Genomic DNA, 23,401 nt, shown 5'->3' on the forward strand with positions numbered 1-23,401 from the left:
ACGTTGCTAGGGGTTGCCTCGTTGCGTGGGTAATTTCCAACCATACATGGCGGAGTAATGGCGACAATATTGGTAAATGCCATCCGGCGTATACCCCCCCATTCGGGGGGTGCGCCTTCGCATTCGCCGAAATCTCCGTGAATTCCGTGTGAATAGTCGGTGAGAGGAGGCTCGTGCTCCTCGAAGCCGCCACGCGAGAGCATAGTGCGACGCCCCCGTATTGGGGTAGCTAGGCTCAAACAATGCGCAGTTTCTATCCCGAAATCGAACCCCACGACTCCGGAATGCTGGATGTCGGTGACGGCCAGAACATCTACTGGGAGACGTCCGGCAACCCGGACGGCAAGCCGACCGTGTTCCTGCACGGTGGTCCCGGCGCGGAGAGCGGGCCGGATCATCGCCGGCTCTTCGATCCGGCGAGGTACCGCATCATCCTGCTCGACCAGCGCGGATCAGGAAAGAGCACCCCTCACGCCAGCGAGTCCGGCGCCGACCTCAGCAGCAACACGACCTGGAATCTCGTCGCCGACCTGGAAAGGCTGCGCGAACACCTCGGCGTCGATCGCTGGCAGGTCTTCGGCGGATCGTGGGGTAGCTCGCTCGCGCTGGCCTACGCGGAGACGTATCCGCAGCGCGTCACAGAACTCGTGTTGCGCGGCATCTTCACCCTGCGCGCCTCGGAGCTCGACTGGTTCTACGAGGGTGGGGCCGAGGAACTCTTCCCCGACCTCTGGGAAGACTTTCTCGCACCCGTTCCCCTCGACGAGCGCAGCAATCTCATTGCGGCCTACCATCGCCTCCTCAATGATCCGGATGCCGCCATCCACGGCCCGGCGGCGGTGGCCTGGTCCACCTGGGAGGCGTCCACCATCACATTGCTCCGTCGTCCGGAGGTGGTGGCCAAGTTCGCCGAGCCGCACCATGCCCTCGCCTTCGCCAGGATCGAGAACCACTACTTCGTGAACAAGGGCTGGTTCGAGGAGGGGCAACTGATCCGGGACGCCGGCATCCTGGCCGACATCCCCGGAGTGATCATCCAGGGGCGCTACGACGTGTGCACGCCACCAGTCACCGCCTGGGACCTACATCGTGCATGGCCTGAAGCGGAGTTCGTGATGGTGCCAGATGCCGGCCACGCCTTCGATGAGCCGGGCATCCTCAGCGCCCTGATCGAGGCCACCGATCGCTTCGCTAATTAGCTCATGCCCAAAGCGGCATATACCCATACCGCGAGTGATTTCCCTGGGGGCGAGAGGCGCCGGGTTTCTCCCGCGGCGAGCGGTCCCGATGCGTGCAGGGTTGCCCGGTCCTGATCAGGGAGCGGATGCCGCCCGCTCCCGTTCCTCCCGGTCGACCGACACCCCGCGCAGCCTCAGCGTCGCGAGGAAGCCGAGTACGAGGAATCCGGCCGCCGCGAATGCCGCGTAGCGGGTGGCGTCGCTGAAGGCTTCGCGGGCGGCGGTCGCGACAGCCTTGTCCTGCTTCTCGAGGCCGGGGATGGCGGCGCCCGCGCTGTCGACGACGGCATCCACGATCTGGGTGCGTGCGGCCGACGGCAGGTCGCTGAGCCTCGCGTCCAGGGCTGTGCCAGCGGAGGTGAACAGCACGGTTCCGAGGATGGCGATACCGAGCGCCGAACCGATCTGCCTGGCCGTGCTCTGTGTGCCGGAACCCTGACCACTCTGGTCGACAGGAACATCTTTCAGCACGACGCCGGTGAGTTGCGCGGTCGCGAGCCCGACGCCGAAGCCGTAGACAAAGAGGAATGGCACGATCATGCCCCAGCTCGTGTTGGCGGAGATCATGGACCCGAGCCCCGCCACGCCGGCGATCTCGGCCAGCAGCCCTACCCGCACGACGGTGACCGGCGAGATCCGGTTGCCGAAAGCGCCGGCGAACCCGCTCGCCACGAACGAGCCGATGGCCAGAGCGAGCAGCACGAAACCGGTCTGCAGCGCGTCGTAGCCCAGCACGTTCTGAAGCCAGAGCGGCAGTGACAGGATGATCCCGAACTCACCGAGCGCCACGATCAGCGCGGCGATATTACCGTTGCGGAACGAGGTGATGCGGAACAGGCTGAACGCGAGAAGCGTCGTCTTTCCCGACTTCTGCCTGTGCAGTCCCCAGATCACGAAGGCAACGCCGGCCACGACCGTCACGGCGAAAGAAAGCGGGATGGGCGACAGTTCGAATGGCCATCTGGATGGCGCCTTGTTGACCAGCCACCAACCGTAGGTGCGCCCTTCGATGAGACCGAAGACGAGGGATGCGCTGGTGAGCACGGAGAGGATCGCCCCGATGACGTCGATGCGCCTGGAATCCGCAGCATCCTTCGACTCGATCACGAAGACCAGGGTGCCGACGACGATGATGATGCCGAGCGGCACGTTGATGCCGAAGGCCCAGCGCCAGGAAAAGTAGGTGGTGAGCCAGCCGCCGAGCAGCGGGCCGACCGCGACCATGCCGCCGATGGTCGAGCCCCAAATTGCGAAGGCGATGCCCCGTTCTCGACCGCGGAAGGTCGCGTTGATCAGGGAGAGCGTGGTCGGCAGCACCATCGCGCCGCCGATGCCCTGCAGCACACGGGAGCCGATCAGCAGGTCTCCGGACTGGGACAGCGCCGCCAGCACCGAGGAGAGCGCGAAGATGGTGACGCCGATCACGAGCATTCGGCGTCGCCCGTACCTGTCGGCGAGTGTTCCGAAGACGAGCAATAGCGCGGCGAACACCAGCGTGTAGCTCTCCTGCACCCACTGCACCTGGGTGGAGCTGATGTCGAGGTCTTCGATGATCGACGGGATCGCCACGTTGACGATCGTCGAGTCGACGATGATCAGCGCGACGGCGACGCTGATGAAGACAAGGCCTGCCCAGCGGCGGCGGGAGGAACTCACGCGGTGACCAGCCTCGGAGAGCGGATGCGGATCAGCACCGTGAGCACGACCACGACGATCACCGACACGATGGCGGCGATCGCAGCCGGCGTCGAGAGCAGGTCGCCGCTCAGTCGCGCGATCGCGACCCAGGCGAGACCCCAGGACAGCGAAGCTGCCGGGGCGAGACGCCCGTGTCCGCCGATCGCCACGAGCACCCCGACGAGGCCGGCCACCGCGATGATCACGACGGCCCAGGTATCCGCACTGATGCCGAACCCGTCGAAGCCAGCCGCCACCAGAAGTGCCGTGAAGTTGGCGGCGGTCGCGACGCAGACCCAGCCAAGATAGAGGCCGATCGCGCCATCAGCCACGATCGTCTCGACGATATTCTTCGGCCGTGAGGCGAGCGTTACCCTGAACGCCCAGACCAACACGACGAGTAGCAGCGCAATGACGGGAACGCTCAGGGCGAGGAAGCCGAACTGGATGCTGAGGATCCACGCGGCGTTGAGCAGCAGTGAGGCGGCGACCGGATAGCCGAGCCGGCGCTGCCGCGCATCGGTGCGCTGTGCGGGGAGGGCCTGCCAGACCGCGTAGGTGAACAGCCCGATGTAGATCGGCGTCCAGACGGCGAAGGCCGGACCGCCGGGGGCGATCGGTGTGGCGTCGGCGGCGAGTGCTCCACCGGCCGCATTCTGGATCGGTGTACCGCCAGCGGCGCCGGAGCCGACGAATGCTCCCGCTATGGCGAGCACGGCGCTCGCGATGACCACGGTCTGGCGCAGGGTGTCGCGGGGCTGTGCCATCGACGGCTCCAATTCATCAGCTAGCTTACTAATTCACGCTAGCACTAAATTAGTCCTATGGAACAGGTCGATCCGATGGCGTCATGGCCGACCGGGCGACTGCTGTCGACGGCCGCCCGACTCGTCGAGCACGCCTGGATCGATGCCCTCGAAAAGCTCGGTCTCACTCACGCCGGCCTCATCGTGCTGCACCTGCTCGATGCCGGTTCGCTGAGCCAGACCGAGCTGGCGAAGCGCGCGAGGGTGGAGGTGCAGACGATGTCCCGCACTCTCGAGAGGCTGGAGCGGGAGGGGTACGTGGGACGCGAGAAGCATCCGCAGGACGGTCGTCGTCACGTCGTGACCCGCACCGCCGTCGGACGCGAGGTCTGGATATCCTCGCGCACGCTCGAAGCCGACCTGTTTCCGAGCATCACCGACAACCCTGGAATGCGCGCCGCCCTGCTCGAGATCATCCAAGCGACCTCGGCAGGGCGGTGGGAGCGGAACTAGGCGGTCGGTGCGCCTGCCTGTTGCTCGGCGATCTTGGCATGCACCTCGGCCATGTCCAGTTCCTTCACGGCTTCGATGACCTGCTCGAGGGCAGGCGCCGGAAGAGCGCCGGGCTGCGAGAAGACGAGAACGCCGTCACGGAAGGCCATCAGCGTGGGGATCGAGGTGATTCCCGCGGCGCCGGCGAGCGCCTGCTCTGCCTCGGTGTCGACCTTGCCGAAAGTGATCTCCGGGTTCTTCTCGCTCGCCGCCTCATAGATCGGTCCGAACATCTTGCACGGTCCGCACCAGTCGGCCCAGAAGTCCACCAGGGTGATGCCGTCCGAGGTGACGGTCTTCTCGAATTCGTCGGTCGTCAGGTTCACAGTTGTCATGTTCGTCTCCGTTTCACGCGTTGAGCAGCTCACCAGTCAACAACACCTGGAGAGGTAATGCACATTCCCTCCGCCCTTCCGACTGTGGTATCCCACAACGGATGCTGACAGGACCACCATGCTTTCGTGCGCCCCCGACGACCGTCTTGGCACCGGCGCGACCACGCTCGTACCGTGAAGGGAGCGACACTCAAGGAAAAGACGACAGCCATGACCCAGCTCGACGACCGACCAGCGACCACGACCTCTTCCGCTGCGGAGAAGACCGCGGGAATCGACACTGCATGGCTCGGCGACTACCTGCTCGGCCAGTGGGCGGATGCCAGGCGGCACGCGCGAGGCCTCGTCGCCAGACCCGAATTCCAGCGCGTCGACGACCTGTCGCTCGCCGAGCAGCGCGAGCGCACCTTCGGTCAACTCAAGCTCCTCGTCGAGGAGGGGGCCGTGCACCGAGCCTTCCCCAAGTCGCTCGGCGGTGACGACGACCACGGCGGCAACATCGCCTCCTTCGAGGAGATCGTGCTCGCCGATCCGTCACTGCAGATCAAATCCGGTGTGCAGTGGGGCCTCTTCGCTGCGGCAGTGCTGCACCTCGGAACAGAGCGCCACCACGCACGACTGCTGCCGGACATCCTCGACCTCACGACCCCCGGCGCCTTCGCCATGACGGAGACCGGCCACGGCTCGGATGTCGCGGCCATCGGCACGACGGCCACCTACGACGAGAAGACGGAGGAGTTTGTCATCCACACTCCGTTCCGCGCAGCGTGGAAGGACTACCTCGGCAATGCGGCCCAGCATGGCAGGGCCGCTGTCGTCTTCGCGCAGTTGATCACCAAGGGCGTCAACCACGGTGTGCACGCGTTCTACCTGCCGATCCGCGATGACAAGGGGTTTCTGCCCGGTGTTGGCGGCGAGGACGACGGTCTCAAGGGCGGACTGAACGGCATCGACAACGGTCGCCTGCACTTCGATCACGTTCGCGTGCCGCGTGAGGACCTGCTCAACAGGTACGGCGACGTCGCTGCCGACGGAACCTACACGTCATCGATCGCCAGCCCGGGGCGCCGCTTCTTCACCATGATCGGCACGCTCGTGCAGGGCAGGGTGTCGCTCGACGGGGCATCAGTGGTCTCCAGCAAGCTGGCCCTCTACATCGCCATCACCTACGGCTCCCAGCGCCGCCAGTTCACCGCGGCGAAGCCCACCGAAGAAGAGGTGATCCTGGACTACCAGCGTCACCAGCGTCGGCTCCTTCCCCGTCTCGCCACCACCTACGCGATGTCCTTTGCCCACGAGAAGCTGCTCACCGCCTTCGACGGCGTCTTCTCCGGAGCGCGGGCCACGGATGCCGACCGCGAAGACCTCGAAACTCTGGCTGCGGCCCTCAAACCGCTCAGCACCTGGGCGGCCCTCGACATCCTGCAGGAGGCTCGTGAGGCCTGTGGTGGGGCTGGCTTTCTCGCCGAAAACCGGCTCACCCAACTGCGCGCCGACCTCGACGTCTACGTGACCTTCGAGGGCGACAACAACGTTCTGCTGCAACTGGTGGCCAAGCGCCTGCTCACCGATTTCTCCCGCAAATTCGCTAAGGCGGATGCCGGCGCCCTCGCCGGTTACGTCGCGAGCCAGGTCGGCTCGGCCGCGGTCCACCGCTTCGGTCTGCGCCAGCTGGCCCAGAACGTTGCGGACTTCGGATCGACCGCCCGCTCAGTCGGCTACGTTCGCGACACGGATTCCCAGCGCCAACTGCTCACCGACCGGGTGCAGACCATGGTCGCTTCGCTGGCCGGGCGCCTTCGCAATGCGAACAAGCTCTCACCGGCCGATGCGGCCGACCTCTTCAACGCCAACCAGAACGAACTGATCGAGGCGGCGCGAGCCCACGGACAGCTGCTGCAGTGGGAGGCCTTCACTGAGGCGCTCGCGGAGGTGGAGGATGCTGAGACGCTGAAGGTGCTCACCTGGCTGCGCGATCTCTTCGGGCTCGGCCTGATCGAGAAGAACCTCGCCTGGTACCTCATCAACGGGCGTCTTTCGGGGCAGCGAGCCCTCGCCATCACCGACTATATCGACGACCGTCTGCTCCCTCGGCTGCGTCCCCACGCGCTCGACCTCGTGGAGGCTTTCGGGTTCGTACCAGGCCAGGTGCGGGCGACGATCGCCAGCGGCGTTGAGAAAGAACGGCAGCAGGAAGCCGCCGAGTACTACAGCGCGCTGCGCGCGAGCGGGGATGCACCCGTGGACGAGAAGTCGCTCACGGCCAAACGCTGAGGTCCGTGAGCCGTCCAGCCGCGATTGTTCCCTCGTGCGGCAGATGTTCCGGCTCGAGCAGGAACAGTCGCTCCGGATGGGAACATCCACCAAGTGCTGACGCGTAACGGACCGATCGTGGTTACGGGAACGACGACGGCACCACGAGGCCGTGCTCGTTAGCGAGGACGATGGCCTGCGCCCGGTCGCGCAGCTGCACCCTGCCGAAGACCCGGCTCACGCGCTGACGGAGTGTCCGCTGAAGTACATTCATTGTGGATTCTTTGCAGGCGATCTATTTTTCGTCGGCGTGAGGGCGTAGCTTGTTGCCCACGGTAACCGTGTGTACACATGTGACCAGTGGGCCGTGATGTCCCCGGTGTTCCCACACGGCAAGAAACGGAGGACCGGCTGATCACCCGAAGATCACCGGCCTTTCCCCGATCATCTGCCATCAGTGGCCCGCCGTGTCGGCAGCCGTGCCGAGGGCCACGAGTGGCGTCTGCCCGACAATTCCTTCGAGCAGCTTCCTGTCTCCCCGATCGGTCAACAGCCGCTCATTCGCGTTCAGCCGCCTGTTTCCAGCGCCCGTCCGACTTGGTCGACGCGGCGAGGCGGTCCAGCAAAGAAAAAGCCCTACTCCCCGTAGAAGCCGGGAAATAGGGCCAGTGGCTCCGACGGGCGTCGATCCCGTGACCTCTCGATTTTCAGTCGAACGCTCTACCAACTGAGCTACAGAGCCGCATATCGGTGCAAGACCAATATAAATAAGGCACGGCCGTCTGGCGAGAGATGACCGTGCCTTGCGACCCTGACCGGACTTGAACCGGCGACCTCCGCCGTGACAGGGCGGCGCGCTAACCAACTGCGCTACAGGGCCTAGCTATGTTTCGTGACCCCAACGGGATTCGAACCCGTGTTAACGCCGTGAAAGGGCGCCGTCCTAGGCCACTAAACGATGGGGCCGTGAAGTAAACAACCTTCATAGCTACCGAGGAACAAGCATAGGGGTGAGTACCCCATTTGCCAAACGAGCAGCGGATGCCCCGGCAGCCCACTGCGCCAGCCACTGTCATCCGCAGAAAACAGCCACTCCGCGCCAAACGCCGAGCGATTGGCGGAGCTCCGAGTAGGTTCAACTCGTCATTGAGGCTTCCCGGTGCTGGTCGTTGCTCGGATCACTCGTTAGCGTTGCAGGTGTTGACAGTGTTGCTGGCCTGACTGCACAGGGGACTGCGTCACGAGTCGGGGAGAAATGAACAGCACGAAGAGTATCCGGGATGCCACCACCCGCCTGACCCGCAGCCCGCGTGCGCGCCGTTCCTTTGCGATCGTTGCCGTGCTGTCGGTGCTCATCACCGGCACCATCGTCGGAACCTCCACTGAGTCTGCGTGGGCCGTGGACTATCCGAGTTGGCAGGACGTGCAGAACGCCCGCACCAATGTCACCGCCACCCAGGCTGAGGTGACGAGGCTGAAGGGTCTTCTCGCCGGTCTCGAGGCCGATGCCACCTCGACCCAGGCCGTCGCGGTCGAGAAGGGCGTGAAGGCCCAGGAGGCGCAACTGGCCTACGACACGGCGGCGCAGAAGGCTGCGGCGTTGCAGAAGCAGGCCGACACCGCCCAGGCCAACGCAGCTAAGTCCAAGGAGCAGGCGGGGCAGCTCGCCGCGAAGCTCGCCCGTTCGGGCGGTGGTGAAGATCTCAGTTCTACGCTGTTCTTCAGCGGAAACAAAGCAGACAGCCTGCTCTCGCAACTCGGCCTGGCCAGCATGGTTAAGAACCAGTCGGCCGGCCTCTACGAGAAGGCCATTCAGGACCAGAACACATCCCAATCACTGACTGACCAGGCCAACGTCGCCAAGAACGCTCTGAAGGCGCTGGCGGATGACGCGCAGAAGGCATCCGATATTGCCGTCGCCGCCGCGCAGGCCGCCGCGACCGCCCTCGCAGCCCAGCAGGAGAACCAGGCGCGACTCGAAGCTCAACTCGCGACCCTGGTCGAGAATCGCGATCACACCGAGGCCGAGTATGCGGCCGGCATCAAGGCACTGTGGGGTGACAGTGCGGGGCTCGGTGCCGGCCAGATCAGTGCGACCGGTTGGGCGCGTCCCGCCGGTGGCCACATCTCCAGCGGGTACGGCAACCGCCTCGACCCCTTCACGCACCACTACGCTCTCCACTCGGGCACTGACCTCGCGCCATCCTGCAACTCGCCGATGTTCGCGGCGCACACCGGCATTGTCGTCTATGCCGGCCCCTACGGCGGCTACGGCAACTTCATCAAAATCATGAACAACGATGGAAGCGGCCTCGGTACCGGTTATGGGCACATCGTCAACGGCGGCATTCTGGTGCAGGTCGGCCAGCAGGTCGGCGTCGGCCAGAACATCGCGAGGGTTGGCAGCACCGGGTGGTCGACCGGATGTCACCTGCACTTCGAGGTGTATCACGACGGTCTCACCCAGGACCCGGTGCCGTTCATGCGTGGTCAGGGCATCGAACTCGCCAACTGATCGTCACTGACGATTCCCTCGATCGAGGGCATCTGAGCCCCGATTTCGGGCTGATTACGGCGCCCTCTGCGCTGCCGATAGTACTTTGTGCTGGCTAAATTCCTGCGCGCTTGTTACTGTGACTGATGTTAACAGTGTTACTGGAGTGACTGCAGGGGGATCTGCGGCACGAACTCGGGGAATCATGACTCACAGCTCACACGGTCGCACGGCCACGTTCCACCTGCCGCGTGCGCGGCGGTCGCTCGCCATCGCGACAGCGCTCGCGGTACTCGTCACCGGCACCGTCTTCGGCCAGGCTGCAGAGTCCGCCTCGGCCAAGGACTACCCCAGCTGGTCCGATGTGCAGGCTGCGCGCACCAGCGTCGCCGCCAAGGAGGCCGAGATCAAACGTCTCGACGGGCTGCTGGCGGGGCTCGCCACCGGGGTGACGTCGACCCAGGCCATCGCTCAGCAGAAGGGCGAAGAGGCCTTTGCCGCCCGCCAGAAGTCCGACGAGGCCAGCTTCAAATCAGACGAACTGAAGAAGCAGGCGGATGCCGCCAAAGCCAAGGCAGCCACGTCGAAGCAGCAGGCTGGTCAGCTCGCCGCCAAGCTCGCCCGCTCCGGCGGTGGCAACGACCTCAGCACTACTCTTTTCTTCAGCGGCGACAAGGCTGACAGCCTCCTGTCGCAGCTCGGCCTGGCCAGCATGGTCAAGGACCAGTCGTCAGGGCTCTACGACAGGGCAGTGCAGGACCAGAACACCGCCCAGTCGCTGACCGACCAGGCCGACGTTGCCAAGAATGCCCTCAAGACTCTCTCTGATGTCGCGGATAAGGCGCTGGTAGAGGCAAACGCCGCGTCGGATAGGGCTGCAGCCGCTCTCTCGGAGCAGCAGGACAACAAGGGGCGGATGGAGGCCCAGCGCGCTTCACTGGTCCAGAACACGAGCAACGTCGAATCGGAGTACAACGCTGGCGTTGCTGCGGCCATCGCGGAGGCAAAGGCGAAGGCGGCAGCGGCAGCGGCTGCGGCTGCGGCCTACGCGGCCGCCCATCCCGCGGAGAGCGGTGGTAGCGCCGGGGCCCCGAGCACCTCTGGCTGGTATCGACCAGCGGGTGGTCGCATCTCCAGCGGGTTCGGATGGCGCAACAATCCGGTCACCCACGTTAATGCCCTTCATGCGGGCACCGACCTCGCCGCGGGATGTAATTCACCGATTTTCGCTGCGCACTCTGGCACCGTCAGCTTTGCCGGCTGGAGCGGCGGTTACGGAAACTTCATCCTCATTGACAACGGTGGAGGTGTATTCACCGGTTACGGCCACATCGTCAATGGCGGCACCCTCGTGAGCAAGGGTCAGCAGGTTTCGGGCGGCCAGCAGATCGCCAGAGTCGGAAGCACGGGCCACTCCACGGGTTGCCACCTCCACTTCGAGACGCGTCCAGGCGGGAAGGCCGTGGACGCCGTGCCGTTCATGGCGGACCGCGGAGTGCGACTCTAAAACCACACGCCATAAGAAAGAAGCCCCGCCAAGCATCAGTTTGGCGGGGCTTCTTTCGCGTGGCTGCTTAGTGGTTGCCCTCGGCGACGAGCTTGGCGATGCCGGCCTGCACGATCTCCTCGGCCTCGGCGGCATTGCCCCAGCCTTCGGTCTTGACCCACTTGCCGGGCTCGAGGTCTTTGTAGTGCTCGAAGAAGTGCTCGATCTCTTTGCGGGTGTACTCGGGAATGTCGTCGACATCCTGAATCCACTGCCAGCGCGGGTCCTTCGCCTGCACGGCGATCACCTTGGCGTCGGAGCCGCCGTCGTCGGTCATGTTGAAGACGCCGACCGGGCGCACAGAGACCCCGACGCCGGGGAACAGCGGGTAGTCGAGAAGCACCAGCACGTCGACCGGGTCGCCGTCGAGCCCGAGGGTGTTCTCGAAGAAGCCGTAGTCGGTCGGGTAGACGAAGCCCGTGAAGAGCACCCGGTCGAGGTAGACGCGACCGGTTTCGTGATCCACCTCGTACTTGTTCTTGCTGCCTTTGGGGATCTCGATGATCGCGTCGTAGCTGGCCATGACTGTGGCTCCTCTGGTGTGTGGGGTTTGCTGCAATAACGTTATCGGATGACAACTCGGCCCCGCCTGACCCCCGCGATCGCGGATGTGCGTTCGGCGGTGCGTGCCGCGCTCCCCGCCTTTCCTGAGCTTGTCGAAGGGCCCGAGCTTGTCGAGGGGCGTGCCGCAACCCCCCTCGTCCTCGTGGCCCTCAGCGGCGGTCCCGATTCGCTGGCGCTCGCCGCGGCCACCGCCTTCGAGGCGAAGCGAGTCGGTATTCGTGCCGGCGCCGTGATCGTCGACCACGCGCTACAGGACGGCTCGGCGGATGTCGCGGCCCGCGCAGCCCAGCAGGCTCACGAGCTCGGACTCGACCCCGTCCTCCTCAGGTCTGTGGCCGTCGGCACCGCAGGCGGACCGGAGGCCGCGGCGAGGGAGGCGCGCTACGCGGCGCTGGCCGACGCGGCGACCGAGACCGCTGCGACGACGGTGTTCCTCGGCCACACCCTCGACGACCAGGCCGAGTCCGTGCTGCTGGGTCTTGGGCGCGGCAGCGGACTGGGCAGCATCAAGGGCATGGCGCCGAAGTCCGGTATCTACGCGCGACCGCTCCTCCGGTTGCGACGGCAGACCACCCTGCAGTTCTGCATCGACTCCGGACTGGAAGCGTGGACTGATCCGCAGAACGCCGACGAGCGGTTCACCAGGGTACGGGTACGCAGCACCGTGCTGCCGATGCTCGAACGTGAGCTCGGTCCCGGATTCGCGGAGGCGCTCTTCCGCACCGCGGTGCTCGCGAGGGAAGACACCGAAGCGCTCGACGGCTTCGCAGAGGACCAGCTCGAAGAACTGGCCGAACATGCCGAGGCGGGAATATCGCTGCCGGTCACTGCCCTCGCCGCGAACCCTCCCGCCCTGCGCCAGCGCATCATCCGTATGACGGTGCTGGCAGAGTTCGGGGTGAGCCTCAGCCGCACCCACACACTGGAGGTCTCGAAGCTCGTCATCGACTGGCACGGGCAGGAAGCCATCGACCTGCCCGGCATTAAGGTGGAGAGGCAGGGCGGCCTGCTCATTTTCGGCTCGACAGGGAAGGCCTAGGCCATGGAATACCAGGACATCGCCGACGACCTCACGAGCGTGCTGCTCACCGAGCAGCAGATCCACGAGAAGATCGCTGAACTCTCGCGTCGAATCGAGGCCGACTACGCGGGAGAGAGGCTGCTGCTCGTCGGCGTGCTCCGCGGTGCGGTCATGGTCATGGCCGACCTGGCCCGAGAACTCAAGCTGCCGATCGAGATGGACTGGATGGCGGTCTCCTCCTACGGTTCAGGCACCCAGTCCTCGGGTGTGGTCCGCATTCTTAAAGACCTGGACTCCGACCTGCAGGGCCGCAAGGTGCTCATCGTCGAAGACATCATCGACTCCGGTCTCACGCTCTCCTGGCTGCGAGCCAACCTCGAAAGCCGTGGCGCGGCATCCGTGGAGATCTGCGCGCTGCTCCGCAAACCGGATGCGGCGAAGGTCGCCGTCGACGTGCGCTACATCGGCTTCGAGATCCCGAACGCTTTCGTCGTCGGCTACGGCCTGGACTACGCCGAAAAGTACCGCAATTTTCGGGACATCGGGGTGCTGGCTCCCCACGTCTACGAGAGCTGAGCAACGGCTCTGAGCGGGTAGCTCCATCGCGCATTACGCCCACGGCAAACACGCAGCAGCCGCCCAGCGCGGCTCAGGTAGCCTTGCAGTCACATTCTTCGTCAGAAAGGTGCCGGGCTCGACTCCCGGAACACTATGGACTTCAAGCGTTTTCTTCGCGGGCCACTCGTCTGGATCGTGCTCGCCGTCATCGTCGTCTCCGTGGGTTTCAGCCTGCTGAGCGGCTCTGGCTTCAAGCAGATCGACACCAAGCAGGGCCTCGCGCTGCTCGCCGATGACAAGGTCGCCTCGGCGAAGATCGTCGACACAGAGCAGCGCGTCGATCTCGTGCTGAATACGGCAGGGGCCGACGGCAAGCAGGTGCAGTTCTACTACACCGTCGCCCGCGGTGCCGACATCGTCAAGGCCGTCGACAACTCCGGTGCCAAGTACGACGACCAGGTGGACAAGGGCAACTGGTTCACCTCGTTGCTCGGCCTCCTCGTGCCATTCCTGCTCATCGGTGTGGTCTTCTGGTTCCTGCTGTCCAGCATGCAGGGTGGCGGATCCAAGGTGATGCAGTTCGGCAAGTCGAAGGCCAAGCTGGTCTCCAAGGAGAGCCCGAAGGTCACCTTCGCGGATGTCGCGGGAGCTGACGAGGCGATCGAAGAGCTCGAGGAGATCAAGGACTTCCTCAAGGAGCCTGCCAAGTTCCAGGCTGTCGGTGCCCGTATCCCCAAGGGCGTACTGCTGTACGGCCCTCCCGGTACCGGTAAGACGCTGCTCGCCCGCGCTGTCGCAGGCGAAGCGAACGTGCCGTTCTACTCGATCTCCGGTTCGGACTTCGTCGAGATGTTCGTCGGTGTCGGTGCAAGCCGCGTGCGTGATCTCTTCGCCCAGGCCAAGGAGAACTCGCCGGCGATCATCTTCGTGGACGAGATCGATGCCGTCGGTCGTCACCGTGGCTCGGGTATGGGCGGTGGACACGACGAGCGTGAGCAGACCCTCAACCAGCTGCTGGTAGAGATGGACGGATTCGACGTCAAGACGAACGTCATCCTGATCGCCGCGACCAACCGTCCCGATATCCTCGACCCCGCACTTCTGCGCCCTGGGCGCTTCGACCGCCAGATCGGCGTGGACGCTCCCGACCTTCTCGGTCGCAAGCAGATCCTCGAGGTTCACGGCAAGGGCAAGCCGCTCGCCGCGGGCGTCGACCTCGAAGTGCTGGCCCGCAAGACTCCGGGTTTCACCGGCGCCGACCTGGCGAACGTGCTGAACGAGGCCGCCCTGCTGACCGCGCGTTCCAATGCCCAGCTCATCGACAACCGTGCGCTGGATGAGGCTGTCGACCGCGTCATGGCCGGCCCGCAGCGTCGCACCCGCGTGATGCGCGACCACGAGAAGCTGATCACCGCTTACCACGAGGGCGGACACGCGCTGGTCGCCACGGCGATGCGCAACACCGACCCGGTGACCAAGGTCACGATCCTGCCGCGCGGCCGTGCCCTCGGTTACACGATGGTGCTTCCGCTGGAAGACCGCTACTCGGTGAGCCGCAACGAACTGCTCGACCAGCTCGCCTACGCGATGGGCGGCCGGGTTGCCGAGGAGGTCGTGTTCCACGACCCGACCACCGGTGCGTCGAACGACATCGAGAAGGCGACATCCACCGCCCGCAAGATGGTCACCGAGTTCGGCATGAGCGCGAGCATCGGCTCGGTCAAGCTCGGCTCGGGATCCGGTGAGATGTTCCTCGGTCGCGACATGGGCAGCCAGCGCGACTACTCTGAGCGTCTGTCTGAGCAGGTCGACAAGGAGGTCCGCGCGCTGATCGAGAAGGCGCACGACGAGGCCTGGGAGGTTCTCAACGAGAACCGCGACATCCTGGACAAGCTCGCGACGGCCCTGCTCGAGAAGGAGACGCTGGACCACAACGAGTTGGCCGAGATCTTCACCGACGTCAAGAAGATGCCGGAGCGCCCGCAGTGGCTGTCAAGCGACAAGCGTCCCGTCTCTGCGCTACCTCCCGTAATCGTGCCCCAGAAGGCGCCGATCGATGCGGGAGTGGTCGATGGTGGAGTAACGTCCGAGCCAATAAAGAAGGCTCGCACGCCACGACCGCGCAAGCGGCCAGACGTCGCAACCGCCTAGGTTTCTCAACCGCGTAAGGGGATTCGTGGCCAGCTCTACCACTGACCCGATCGATACGGCTCGCATCGAGGCTGCCGTGCTGGAGATCCTCGCCGCCATCGGCGAGGATCCGGCCAGGCCCGGCCTCGAGTCGACCCCCAGGCGCATCGCCCAGTCTTACACCGAGTTCTTCTCCGGTCTCGCCGTCAACCCGCTCGATTTCCTGGCCGACAGCGCGGAGTTCACTGCCGACTCCGGCGAGTTGAGCGAACTGGTGTTGCTGCGCGACATCGAGTTCCGCTCGATGTGCGAGCACCACCTGCTGCCTTTCATCGGCGTCGCCCACATCGCTTACGTGCCGCGCTCCCGCATCGTCGGCCTCGGCAAGCTCCCGAGAGTCGTCGACACGCTCGCCTCCCGTCCACAGCTCCAGGAGCGTCTGACCGAGGAGATCGCGGATGCCCTGCAGACCGGTCTCGATCCGCTCGGCGTGCTCGTGGTGATCGACGCGGTGCACAGTTGTGTCACCTCACGCGGGGTGCGGCAGTCGAAGAGCTCTGCTGTGACGATGGCGAGTCGCGGTATCCTCACCGAGCCGGTCGCCAGGGCAGAGATCATGGTCATGATCGGCGGTGCGGATGAGTAACGAGATCGTCTCCCTTCGGCCGTATCGGCCCGTCGGGTTGTCCCGCCCGCGGATCATGGGCGTGCTCAACATGACGCCGGACTCCTTTAGCGACGGCGGTCTCTTCACGCAGATCGACGCGGCCATCGCCAGGGGAGCAGAACTGGTGGCCGCCGGCGCCCAGCTCATCGACGTGGGTGGCGAGTCCACCCGTCCCGGCGCCGAACGGCTGCCGGTGGAGGAAGAGCAGCGTCGTGTGCTGCCGGTGATCGAGGCTCTAACCGATCGCGGCATCCCGGTGAGCATCGACACGATGAATGCGTCGACGGCGCTCGCGGCTGCCGAACGCGGCGTCGTGCTGATCAACGACGTCTCTGGTGGCCTCGCGGATGAGGGAATGCCCAGGGTGGCCGCCGAGACCGGTCTGCACTTCGTCGCGATGCACTGGCGCGGTCCGAGCAAGACGATGGATGAGAACTCCGTCTACGAGAACGTGCTGAAAGATGTGCGCAACGAGTTGAAGAACCGGGTCGCCGAACTGATTATCAATGGCGTGCGTCCCGACCGCATCATCCTCGATCCGGGGATCGGCTTCGCGAAGACGACTGTGCACAACTGGAAGCTGCTCTCTAACCTGGCGGCACTCGAGACCATTGGATACCCCATACTCATCGGTGCCTCACGCAAGAGGTTCCTCGGAACGCTGCTGCCGAAGGAAGCCCCGACTACCGACCGTGACCCCGCAACAGCCACGATCAGCGCGCTCGCCGCCCAGGCCGGAGTGTGGGGCATCCGCGTGCACGATGTCGCGGGTACGAAGGCCGCGCTCGACGTCTGGGAGGCGATGCAGCCGTGACCGGTAGTACCAGTAACGACAAGCATCACGGGGATCGCATCGAGTTGGCCGGGCTGCGCGTCTTCGCCTTCCACGGGGTGCTCGACGAGGAGCGAGAGGCCGGCCAGGAATTCCTGATCGACGTCACGATCTCCCTCGATCTCGGTCCGGCGGCCGACAGCGACGACGTGACCCGCACCATCCACTACGGCGACCTGGCCGAGGCGATCGCCTCGGCGGTCAAGCGCGATCCGGTCAACCTGATCGAGACGGTGGCGCAGCGCGTGATTGACCTGGTGCTTGCCTACCCGCAGGCCATGCTCGCGACTGTCACCGTGCACAAGCCGAGCGCGCCCATCCCTGTTCCCTTCGCCGACGTCTCGGTCACCCTCACGCGAGGCCGCAGTTGATCCGCAGAAGAATCGTGTCGCCCGCGGTCATCGCGCTCGGCTCGAATCTCGGCGACCGTGAGGCGAATCTGCGTGGTGCGATCGCGGCGCTCGACGCCATCGAGGGCGTGACGGTGACGGCGGCCTCCGGAATCGTGGAGTCGAACGCGGTGAAGCCGGAGGGGTCGGATGCCGCGGCGCCCGACTACCTCAACGCCGTCGCCCTTGTGCAGAGCGAGCTACCACCCCAATACCTGCTCGATGAGCTGAACCGTATCGAGGCCGCTTTCGGCCGAGTGCGCGAGGAACCCTGGGGGGACCGCACCCTCGACCTCGACATCGTGGCCTTCGGATCGCTGGCCTCGGATTCTGCGCGGCTGACGCTGCCGCATCCAAGGGCCTGGGAGCGTCCGTTCGTGATCGTGCCGTGGCTGCAGGTCGACCCGGACGCGCTGATCCCCGGCGTTGGACGCATCGCGGCCCTCGACGCGGCGACCTCCTCCGAGGTGTGGCCTTTCGATGCGGCAGCACTGTTCGAGGGGGCGACGCGATGAAGCGCACCAGCCCGGTCACCCTCATCCTGCTCGCACTACTCGGTGGCGTGGTCGGCGCGTTCCTGGAGGCGGCGCTCGCCTCAGCAGGGCGCCCCATCATCGTTCCACCGCTGACACTCGCCATTGCGCTGGCGGCCATCGGCGGCATCATCATCTCGCTCGCGGTGCCTATCCGCCGGCTGACCAGGGGTAAGTCCAAGGGTCCTATCGACCCCTTCTACGCCATGCGGGTGCTGGTGCTGGCCAAAGCCAGCGCGCTCATCGGAGCCCTGCTGATCGGTTTCGGGATCGGGATCGGCATCTATCTGCTGACCCGCTCCATCGTGCCGGTAAACTCGGTGGGGCTGGCGATCGCCACGATCATCGGCTCCGGAGTGCTGCTCGCCGCCGGGCTCATTGCTGAGCACATGTGCACTATTCCGCCAGGAGATGATGATGACGACCCAGGCAAGAAGGCCATCAGAGTCAGGCCGTAGCAAGCGGAGCCGAGGAGCAGCGTGAACCGACTCGAATTGCCCGAAAGCGACTGGCGTAGGGTCTCACCCAAACTCATCGTGGTCGAACTGCTCGGTGGCGCCATCTTCCTCATCGCCATGGTCGTCGCCGGCATTGCTATGTACCTCCTGCACATCTGGTGGATCGCCGCCGCGATCGGTGTGGTCGCCATCGTCGCGATCGTGAACCTCGCCCTCACCCGTCGCCGGGTGCGCTCTATCGGTTACCAGCTGCGCGACGATGACCTGCTCTTCCGTCGCGGCATCATGTGGCAACGTTTCGTTGCAGTGCCCTACGGACGGATGCAGTTGGTCGACATCAACCGCGGCCCTCTGGCCCGCAGTCTCGGGCTCAGCGAACTCAAGTTCGTCACGGCGGCCGCCGCGGCGGGTGTGACCATCCCTGGACTCCCGGAGGCGGAGGCCGAAGAACTGCGCGACCACCTCGTCTCCGTCGCTGAAAGCCGTCGGGCTGGACTGTGAGTGACGCCTCCCTTCCCGAGCCGGCCGTCGCAGCGGTCGCGGAGACCGTCGCACGCCTGACCGACGGCGAGTGGCACCGGCTGCACCCGGCATCCCCTCTCCTCAAGGGTGGTATCGCGCTGATCGCGATCCTCGGAATCATCATCGCCAACCTGCGCGAGCGTCTGATCGGGCTGTTCCTGCCGTACTACGGCGCGCAGGGCGACCCGGTCAACTACATCGTCGACAACGGCTACGTTGTGCAGGCGCTGCTCATCGTCGGCGGCCTGTTGCTGCTCTTCATCGCGGGCTTCTACGTGTCGTGGCGGATGCACAGTTTCCGCATCACCGACGAGGTGGTCGAGGTGCGATCGGGCGTGCTGTTCCGCACCAACCGCAAGGCGCGACTCGACCGCATCCAGGGCATCAACGTCGTGCGGCCGTTCTTCGCGCGACTCTTCGGGGCGGCCAAACTGGAGATCAGCCAGGCCGGCCACGACGCCAACGTGCAACTGTCCTATCTCGCATCCGGCGCGACGGATGACCTGCGCCGGGAGATCCTGCGCCGAGCATCTGGCACACGCGCGCGGGAGGAAGCGGCGGCATCCGGAGTTTCTGCTCCCGCCCAGAACGTGATCGACCGGCGGATGGACGAGTTTCTCGCGCCGGAGCTCGACCAGAACGCGGCAGCGCCGGAGTCGGTGGTGACGATCCACCTCGGTCGGCTGGTCGGGTCCATCATCCTCAGCGGAAGCACGGTCTTCGCCCTGCTTCTCATCATCGGTGCAATCGTCTGGATCTCCACCTCTGGCGAGTACTACGTGCTCTTCTTCGTGCTGCCGAGCATCATCGGTTTCGGTAGCTACTACGTGCGCCGTTTCACCAAATCTCTGCGGTACACGATCGCCGGGACTCCGGATGGCGTGCGGGTCGGGTTCGGCCTGCTGTCGACCAGCAACGAGACGCTGCCGCCCGGCCGCATCCACTCCATCGAGGTGAGCCAGCCACTGCTCTGGCGCCCCGCCAGATGGTGGCAGATCAGGGTGAACCGGGCCAGCCGCACCTCCAACCGTGGAGCAGAGAACCAGGCGAACACGACCATCCTGCCGGTGGGCAACCGCGCCGACGTGACCAAGGTTCTCGAACTCATGCTGCCCGACTTCATCGGGCCCGAAGCCGTCGCGTTCATCGAAACCGGGTTGGTGTCGAAGGGCAACGACGGTTTCACGAACTCGCCGAAGCGAGCAGCCTGGCTTCGGCCGGTCTCCTGGCGTCGCAACGGCTTCCGGATCGTGCCCGGCTCGATCGTGCTGCGCAAGGGGGCGATCTGGCGGCGTCTGATCATCGTGCCGCAGCCCAGGCTGCAGAGTGTCGCTGTGCGTCAGGGCCCGCTGCTTCGTCTGCTCCGCCTGGCCGACATCCACCTGCACACGGTGGCCGGCCCGATCAGTGCCGAGCTCAGTGCCCTCGACCAGGATGCCGCGGTCGTCTTCTTCGGCGAGGTGGCGGAGGTCGCGGTGCGGGCAGGCGACAGCGATACCTCGCACCGCTGGCGTTCCGGTGAGGCGGCGTGAGCTTTCCCGTGGAAGCCACACCGCCCCACCAGCGCTCAGGACGTCTCGGCATCGGCATCGTCGGCGCCGGTCGTGTCGGACCTGTCCTCGGCGCGGCGCTCGCCGGCGCCGGCCATGCGATCGTCGGCATTTCCGCGATATCCGACTCGAGTAGGGAGCGGGCAGAGGTCATGCTGCCCGGGGCGCCGATCCTCGACGTGCCGCTGCTCGTCGAGCGCAGCGAACTGGTGATCCTTGCGGTGCCGGCGAGCGAGCTGGCCGCGCTGGTGGAAGGTCTCGCTTCTACGGGGGCGTGGCAGCCCGGACAGCTGGTGATGCACACGGCGGCCGAATACGGCACCGGTGTGCTGGCGCCGGCCGCGGCATCCGGAGCGATACCGCTCGCCATTCACCCCGCTGTCTCCTTCACCGGCACCACGATCGATGTGAGCCAGCTTGTCGGCGCGTACTTCGCCGTGACCGCGCCGGGTCCTGTGCAACCGATAGGCCAGGCACTCGTCGTGGAGATGGGTGGCGAACCGGTGATGGTCGCGGAGGCCGACCGCGCGGCCTACGCGGAGGCGATCGCGACGGCGACGAGCTTCTCGAGTGCGATCGTCGACCAAGCGACGGCCATCCTCGCCTCGATCGGCGTCGACTCTCCTGGCCAGGTGCTCGCCCCCCTCGTACGTTCCTCGGTCGAGAACGCCCTGCGCCGCGCCCACTGACCCGGAGCTGCCCAGGGCGCGTCGTTCTGGGCCGGCCTGCCCGCGTGCGGCGAGCCACTACCATCGAGTGGTGCCCATTGCCGTAGCCGAAACCGTGTCAGCGCTGCGAACGGGAACGGCGGATGCCCGCGCCGCAGGCAGGAGCATCGCCCTTGTCCCGACCATGGGGGCCCTGCACGACGGTCATTTCGCCCTCGTGCGCAGGGCCCGCGAGGTCGCCGACCTGGTGATCGTGTCGATCTTCGTCAACCCCCTGCAGTTCGGTCCAACCGAAGACCTCGACCGCTACCCGCGCACCATGGACGCGGATGTCGCAGAGCTCGAGCAGCTCGGCGTCGACTGGGTCTTCGCGCCGAGCGTCGCCGAGATGTACCCGAGTGGCGCCATCCAGACCAGGGTGACCGCAGGAGAGGTCGGATCGCTCTACGAAGGCCGCACCCGCACCGGCCACTTCGACGGCGTGCTCACCGTCGTCTCGAAACTCTTGAATATCGCGCAGCCCGACACGGTGCTCTTCGGCCAGAAAGACGCCCAGCAGGTCTTCCTGGTCGCGCGAATGATCGCGGACCTGGACCTCCCGGTCACCGTCGAAGTCGTGCAGACAGTGCGCGAGCAAGATGGTCTCGCCCTCTCCAGCCGCAACCGGTTCCTCGACGAAAGAGAGAAGCTCGCCGCGCTCGGGCTGTCGATCGCGCTGAAGGCGGCGGAGTCATCCGCTCATCGAGGCGTCGACGCGGTGCTCGCGGCGGCGCAGTCGGTGCTCAGGGGCGAGGGCATCGTGGAACTCGACTACCTGAAGGTGGTCGCCCCCGAGACCTTCCTGCCGGTCGACGATGACTACCTTGGCAAAGCCGTCGTGCTCATCGCGGCCCGGGTGGGAACGACCAGACTCATCGACAACACGACGATCTTCCTCGGGGGAATGCGCAATTAGCGCGGCCCGTGGCCCCCGTCTTCGCGATGCCGATTCGCGGAACCGGGTCAATGCGGCCACGTGGGGTCAACGCGATGGCCCATTTCGGCCGCATTGGCCCGGTCGTGCGGACTGTGCGCACACTGCGAGTCGTCACATCCGGCAGGTACGCCCGGCCCGGCGCGTGGCCCCCGTAAACTTGGGCGAGCCACAATCACCTGGAGTTACGCATGACCGAGAACGTCGCCGCCGCAGAACCCTCAGAAGAGGAACTCTCCGAGCAGACCCGGGTGCGGCTGGGCAAGCGCGAGCGCCTGATCGAATCCGGAGCTGAGGCCTACCCGGTCTCACTCCCGATCACGACGACTATCCCCGAGGTGCGCGCCAAGTACCCAGAGCTCGAAACGGATGCCACCACCGGCGACATCGTCGGCCTGGCCGGCCGCGTGGTGCACCTCCGTAACACCGGCAAGCTCTGTTTCGCCTCGCTGCAGTCGGGCGACGGCTCCCGCATCCAGGCCATGGTGTCCCTCGCGGAGGTCGGCCAGGAATCGCTCGACCTCTGGAAGGATCTCGTCGACCTCGGCGATCACCTGTTCGTCTTCGGCGAGGTCATCTCCAGTCGCCGAGGCGAGCTGTCGGTGCTGGTGAAGGAATGGAAGATCGCCGCGAAGGCGCTTCGTCCGCTGCCGAACCTCCACGTCGAACTGAGCGAGGAGACCCGGGTTCGCAGCCGCTACCTCGACCTGATCGCTCGCGAGGGCGCGCGCCAGATGGTGCGCAACCGCGCAGCCTCCGTGGCATCCCTGCGCACGACCTTCGCCGACCACGGCTATGTCGAGGTCGAGACGCCCATGCTGCAGACCATGCACGGAGGGGCATCCGCTCGTCCCTTCGCCACCCACAGCAATGCCTTCGACACCGAGCTGTTTCTGCGCATCGCACCGGAACTCTTCCTGAAGCGTGCCGTCGTCGGTGGCATCGAGCGGGTCTTCGAGATCAACCGCAACTTCCGTAACGAGGGCGCCGACTCAACCCACTCCCCGGAGTTCGCGATGCTCGAGGCCTACCAGGCCTACGGCGACTACAACCAGATGGCGGATCTCACCCAGAAGATGATCCAGAACGCCGCGATCGCGATCGGCGGCAGCACCGTCGTCACCTGGGCCGACGGCAGCGACTACGACTTCGGTGGCGAATGGGATCGCGTGAGCATGTACGACTCGCTGAGTGCGGCATCCGGCCGACAGGTGACGGCAGAGACGCCGGCGGATGAACTGCTCGCCTTCGCCGCGACCCTCGGCATCGAGGTGCACCAGCCCACCCACGGCAAGCTGGTCGAGGAACTCTGGGAGCACTTCGTGAAGACGGGCCTCGAGCGCCCGACCTTCGTCATGGACTTCCCGCTCGACACGTCTCCGCTGGTGCGCGCCCACCGCTCGATTCCGGGCCTGGTCGAGAAGTGGGACCTGTATGTGCGCGGCTTCGAACTCGCGACCGGATACTCCGAGCTCGTCGACCCCGTCGTGCAGCGCGAGCGTTTCATCGAGCAGGCCAAGCTCGCGGCGGCCGGCGACCTCGAGGCGATGCGGCTCGACGAGGAGTTCCTGCGAGCCCTCGAGTACGGCATGCCGCCGAGTGGTGGAATGGGCATGGGAATCGACAGGTTGCTGATGGCGCTCACCGGCCTCGGCATCCGCGAGACGATCCTCTTCCCACTGGTGAAGTAGGGTT

The 23,401-nt window shown here is 65.6% G+C and carries 23 protein-coding genes and 3 tRNA genes; 18 read left to right on the forward strand and 8 right to left on the reverse strand.

Annotated features, from left to right (window positions below):
* Positions 1-242 precede the first annotated feature (242 nt).
* Positions 243-1,199 carry a prolyl aminopeptidase gene (gene pip / locus ABIB56_RS01585; RefSeq protein WP_354567053.1) on the forward strand — a complete coding sequence of 319 codons (957 nt, stop codon included), beginning with the start codon at positions 243-245 and terminating at the stop codon, positions 1,197-1,199.
* Between the two features lie 114 nt (positions 1,200-1,313).
* Here the strand turns inward: pip and ABIB56_RS01590 are convergent, their stop codons facing one another.
* Both ABIB56_RS01590 and ABIB56_RS01595 read right to left on the reverse strand, forming a co-directional pair.
* Positions 1,314-2,894, reverse strand: coding sequence for an MFS transporter (locus ABIB56_RS01590; RefSeq protein ID WP_354567054.1), 1,581 nt, complete (start codon positions 2,892-2,894; stop codon positions 1,314-1,316).
* On the reverse strand, positions 2,891-3,682 hold the full coding sequence (locus ABIB56_RS01595) for a TspO-related membrane protein (protein ID WP_354567055.1): 792 nt from the start codon (positions 3,680-3,682) through the stop codon (positions 2,891-2,893). The genes ABIB56_RS01590 and ABIB56_RS01595 overlap by 4 nt, the downstream gene beginning before the upstream one ends.
* A 57-nt stretch (positions 3,683-3,739) precedes the next feature.
* Here ABIB56_RS01595 and ABIB56_RS01600 point away from each other — a divergent pair, with 57 nt between their 5' ends.
* Positions 3,740-4,174, forward strand: coding sequence for a MarR family winged helix-turn-helix transcriptional regulator (locus ABIB56_RS01600; protein ID WP_354567056.1), 435 nt, complete (start codon positions 3,740-3,742; stop codon positions 4,172-4,174).
* Here ABIB56_RS01600 and trxA read toward each other — a convergent pair.
* Entirely contained in the window at positions 4,171-4,548 is a 378-nt protein-coding gene (gene trxA / locus ABIB56_RS01605; protein WP_354567057.1) for a thioredoxin, read from the reverse strand. The two genes, ABIB56_RS01600 and trxA, sit on opposite strands and share 4 nt — an antisense overlap.
* Before the next feature lie 210 nt (positions 4,549-4,758).
* Here trxA and ABIB56_RS01610 point away from each other — a divergent pair, with 210 nt between their 5' ends.
* On the forward strand, positions 4,759-6,822 hold the full coding sequence (locus ABIB56_RS01610) for an acyl-CoA dehydrogenase family protein (protein ID WP_354567283.1): 2,064 nt from the start codon (positions 4,759-4,761) through the stop codon (positions 6,820-6,822).
* Positions 6,823-6,943: 121 nt separating this feature from the next.
* Here ABIB56_RS01610 and ABIB56_RS01615 read toward each other — a convergent pair whose 3' ends face one another.
* The 4 genes from ABIB56_RS01615 to ABIB56_RS01630 form a co-directional block, all read right to left on the reverse strand.
* Positions 6,944-7,075: a helix-turn-helix domain-containing protein gene (locus ABIB56_RS01615; RefSeq protein ID WP_354567058.1), complete on the reverse strand. Its 132-nt coding sequence runs from the start codon at positions 7,073-7,075 to the stop codon at positions 6,944-6,946.
* Between the two features lie 395 nt (positions 7,076-7,470).
* Positions 7,471-7,543 (reverse strand) — tRNA-Phe (locus tag ABIB56_RS01620).
* 64 nt (positions 7,544-7,607) lie between these two features.
* Positions 7,608-7,681, reverse strand: a tRNA-Asp gene (locus ABIB56_RS01625).
* Positions 7,682-7,694: 13 nt separating this feature from the next.
* Positions 7,695-7,767: transfer RNA gene (locus ABIB56_RS01630), tRNA-Glu, on the reverse strand.
* 289 nt (positions 7,768-8,056) lie between these two features.
* On the opposite strand from ABIB56_RS01630, the gene ABIB56_RS01635 reads away from it, so the two are divergent.
* A complete protein-coding gene (locus tag ABIB56_RS01635) occupies positions 8,057-9,316 on the forward strand; it encodes a M23 family metallopeptidase (RefSeq protein WP_354567059.1) in 1,260 nt (419 codons plus the stop codon).
* A 184-nt stretch (positions 9,317-9,500) separates the two neighbouring features.
* On the forward strand, positions 9,501-10,802 hold the full coding sequence (locus ABIB56_RS01640; protein ID WP_354567061.1) for a peptidoglycan DD-metalloendopeptidase family protein: 1,302 nt from the start codon (positions 9,501-9,503) through the stop codon (positions 10,800-10,802).
* Positions 10,803-10,869: 67 nt separating this feature from the next.
* Here the strand turns inward: ABIB56_RS01640 and ABIB56_RS01645 are convergent, their stop codons facing one another.
* On the reverse strand, positions 10,870-11,364 hold the full coding sequence (locus ABIB56_RS01645; RefSeq protein ID WP_354567063.1) for an inorganic diphosphatase: 495 nt from the start codon (positions 11,362-11,364) through the stop codon (positions 10,870-10,872).
* Positions 11,365-11,412: 48 nt separating this feature from the next.
* On the opposite strand from ABIB56_RS01645, the gene tilS reads away from it, so the two are divergent.
* The 13 genes from tilS (at position 11,413) to lysS (ending at position 23,397) form a co-directional block, all read left to right on the forward strand.
* On the forward strand, positions 11,413-12,444 hold the full coding sequence (gene tilS / locus ABIB56_RS01650; RefSeq protein ID WP_354567064.1) for a tRNA lysidine(34) synthetase TilS: 1,032 nt from the start codon (positions 11,413-11,415) through the stop codon (positions 12,442-12,444).
* A gap of 3 nt (positions 12,445-12,447) precedes the next feature.
* On the forward strand, positions 12,448-13,002 hold the full coding sequence (hpt, locus tag ABIB56_RS01655) for a hypoxanthine phosphoribosyltransferase (protein ID WP_354567065.1): 555 nt from the start codon (positions 12,448-12,450) through the stop codon (positions 13,000-13,002).
* Between the two features lie 135 nt (positions 13,003-13,137).
* The gene (gene ftsH / locus ABIB56_RS01660; protein WP_354567066.1) at positions 13,138-15,135 is read left to right on the forward strand and encodes an ATP-dependent zinc metalloprotease FtsH; all 1,998 of its coding nucleotides are present in this window, start codon (positions 13,138-13,140) and stop codon (positions 15,133-15,135) included.
* 25 nt (positions 15,136-15,160) lie between these two features.
* Complete coding sequence (folE, locus tag ABIB56_RS01665) at positions 15,161-15,760, forward strand: GTP cyclohydrolase I FolE (protein ID WP_354567067.1); 600 nt, start codon at positions 15,161-15,163, stop codon at positions 15,758-15,760.
* Entirely contained in the window at positions 15,753-16,595 is an 843-nt protein-coding gene (gene folP / locus ABIB56_RS01670) for a dihydropteroate synthase (RefSeq protein ID WP_354567068.1), read from the forward strand. The genes folE and folP overlap by 8 nt, the downstream gene beginning before the upstream one ends.
* The gene (folB, locus tag ABIB56_RS01675; protein ID WP_354567069.1) at positions 16,592-16,984 is read left to right on the forward strand and encodes a dihydroneopterin aldolase; all 393 of its coding nucleotides are present in this window, start codon (positions 16,592-16,594) and stop codon (positions 16,982-16,984) included. The genes folP and folB overlap by 4 nt, the downstream gene beginning before the upstream one ends.
* A gap of 14 nt (positions 16,985-16,998) precedes the next feature.
* Positions 16,999-17,517: a 2-amino-4-hydroxy-6-hydroxymethyldihydropteridine diphosphokinase gene (gene folK / locus ABIB56_RS01680; RefSeq protein WP_354567070.1), complete on the forward strand. Its 519-nt coding sequence runs from the start codon at positions 16,999-17,001 to the stop codon at positions 17,515-17,517.
* Positions 17,514-17,993: a DUF3180 domain-containing protein gene (locus ABIB56_RS01685; RefSeq protein ID WP_354567071.1), complete on the forward strand. Its 480-nt coding sequence runs from the start codon at positions 17,514-17,516 to the stop codon at positions 17,991-17,993. Before folK ends, ABIB56_RS01685 begins: the two co-directional genes overlap by 4 nt.
* Positions 17,994-18,014: 21 nt before the next feature.
* A complete protein-coding gene (locus ABIB56_RS01690; RefSeq protein WP_354567072.1) occupies positions 18,015-18,494 on the forward strand; it encodes a PH domain-containing protein in 480 nt (159 codons plus the stop codon).
* Positions 18,491-20,047: a PH domain-containing protein gene (locus ABIB56_RS01695; RefSeq protein ID WP_354567074.1), complete on the forward strand. Its 1,557-nt coding sequence runs from the start codon at positions 18,491-18,493 to the stop codon at positions 20,045-20,047. Before ABIB56_RS01690 ends, ABIB56_RS01695 begins: the two co-directional genes overlap by 4 nt.
* Positions 20,044-20,754, forward strand: a complete 711-nt coding sequence (locus ABIB56_RS01700; protein WP_354567076.1) for a Rossmann-like and DUF2520 domain-containing protein — start codon at positions 20,044-20,046, stop codon at positions 20,752-20,754. Before ABIB56_RS01695 ends, ABIB56_RS01700 begins: the two co-directional genes overlap by 4 nt.
* A gap of 70 nt (positions 20,755-20,824) precedes the next feature.
* A complete protein-coding gene (gene panC, locus ABIB56_RS01705; protein WP_354567078.1) occupies positions 20,825-21,688 on the forward strand; it encodes a pantoate--beta-alanine ligase in 864 nt (287 codons plus the stop codon).
* A gap of 209 nt (positions 21,689-21,897) precedes the next feature.
* Positions 21,898-23,397 carry a lysine--tRNA ligase gene (gene lysS / locus ABIB56_RS01710; protein WP_354567080.1) on the forward strand — a complete coding sequence of 500 codons (1,500 nt, stop codon included), beginning with the start codon at positions 21,898-21,900 and terminating at the stop codon, positions 23,395-23,397.
* The last annotated feature ends 4 nt before the right edge of the window (positions 23,398-23,401 follow it).

Origin of the sequence: Glaciihabitans sp. UYNi722, from assembly GCF_040549465.1 — a bacterium.
In the GTDB taxonomy this organism is placed as follows: Bacteria; Actinomycetota; Actinomycetes; order Actinomycetales; family Microbacteriaceae; genus Lacisediminihabitans.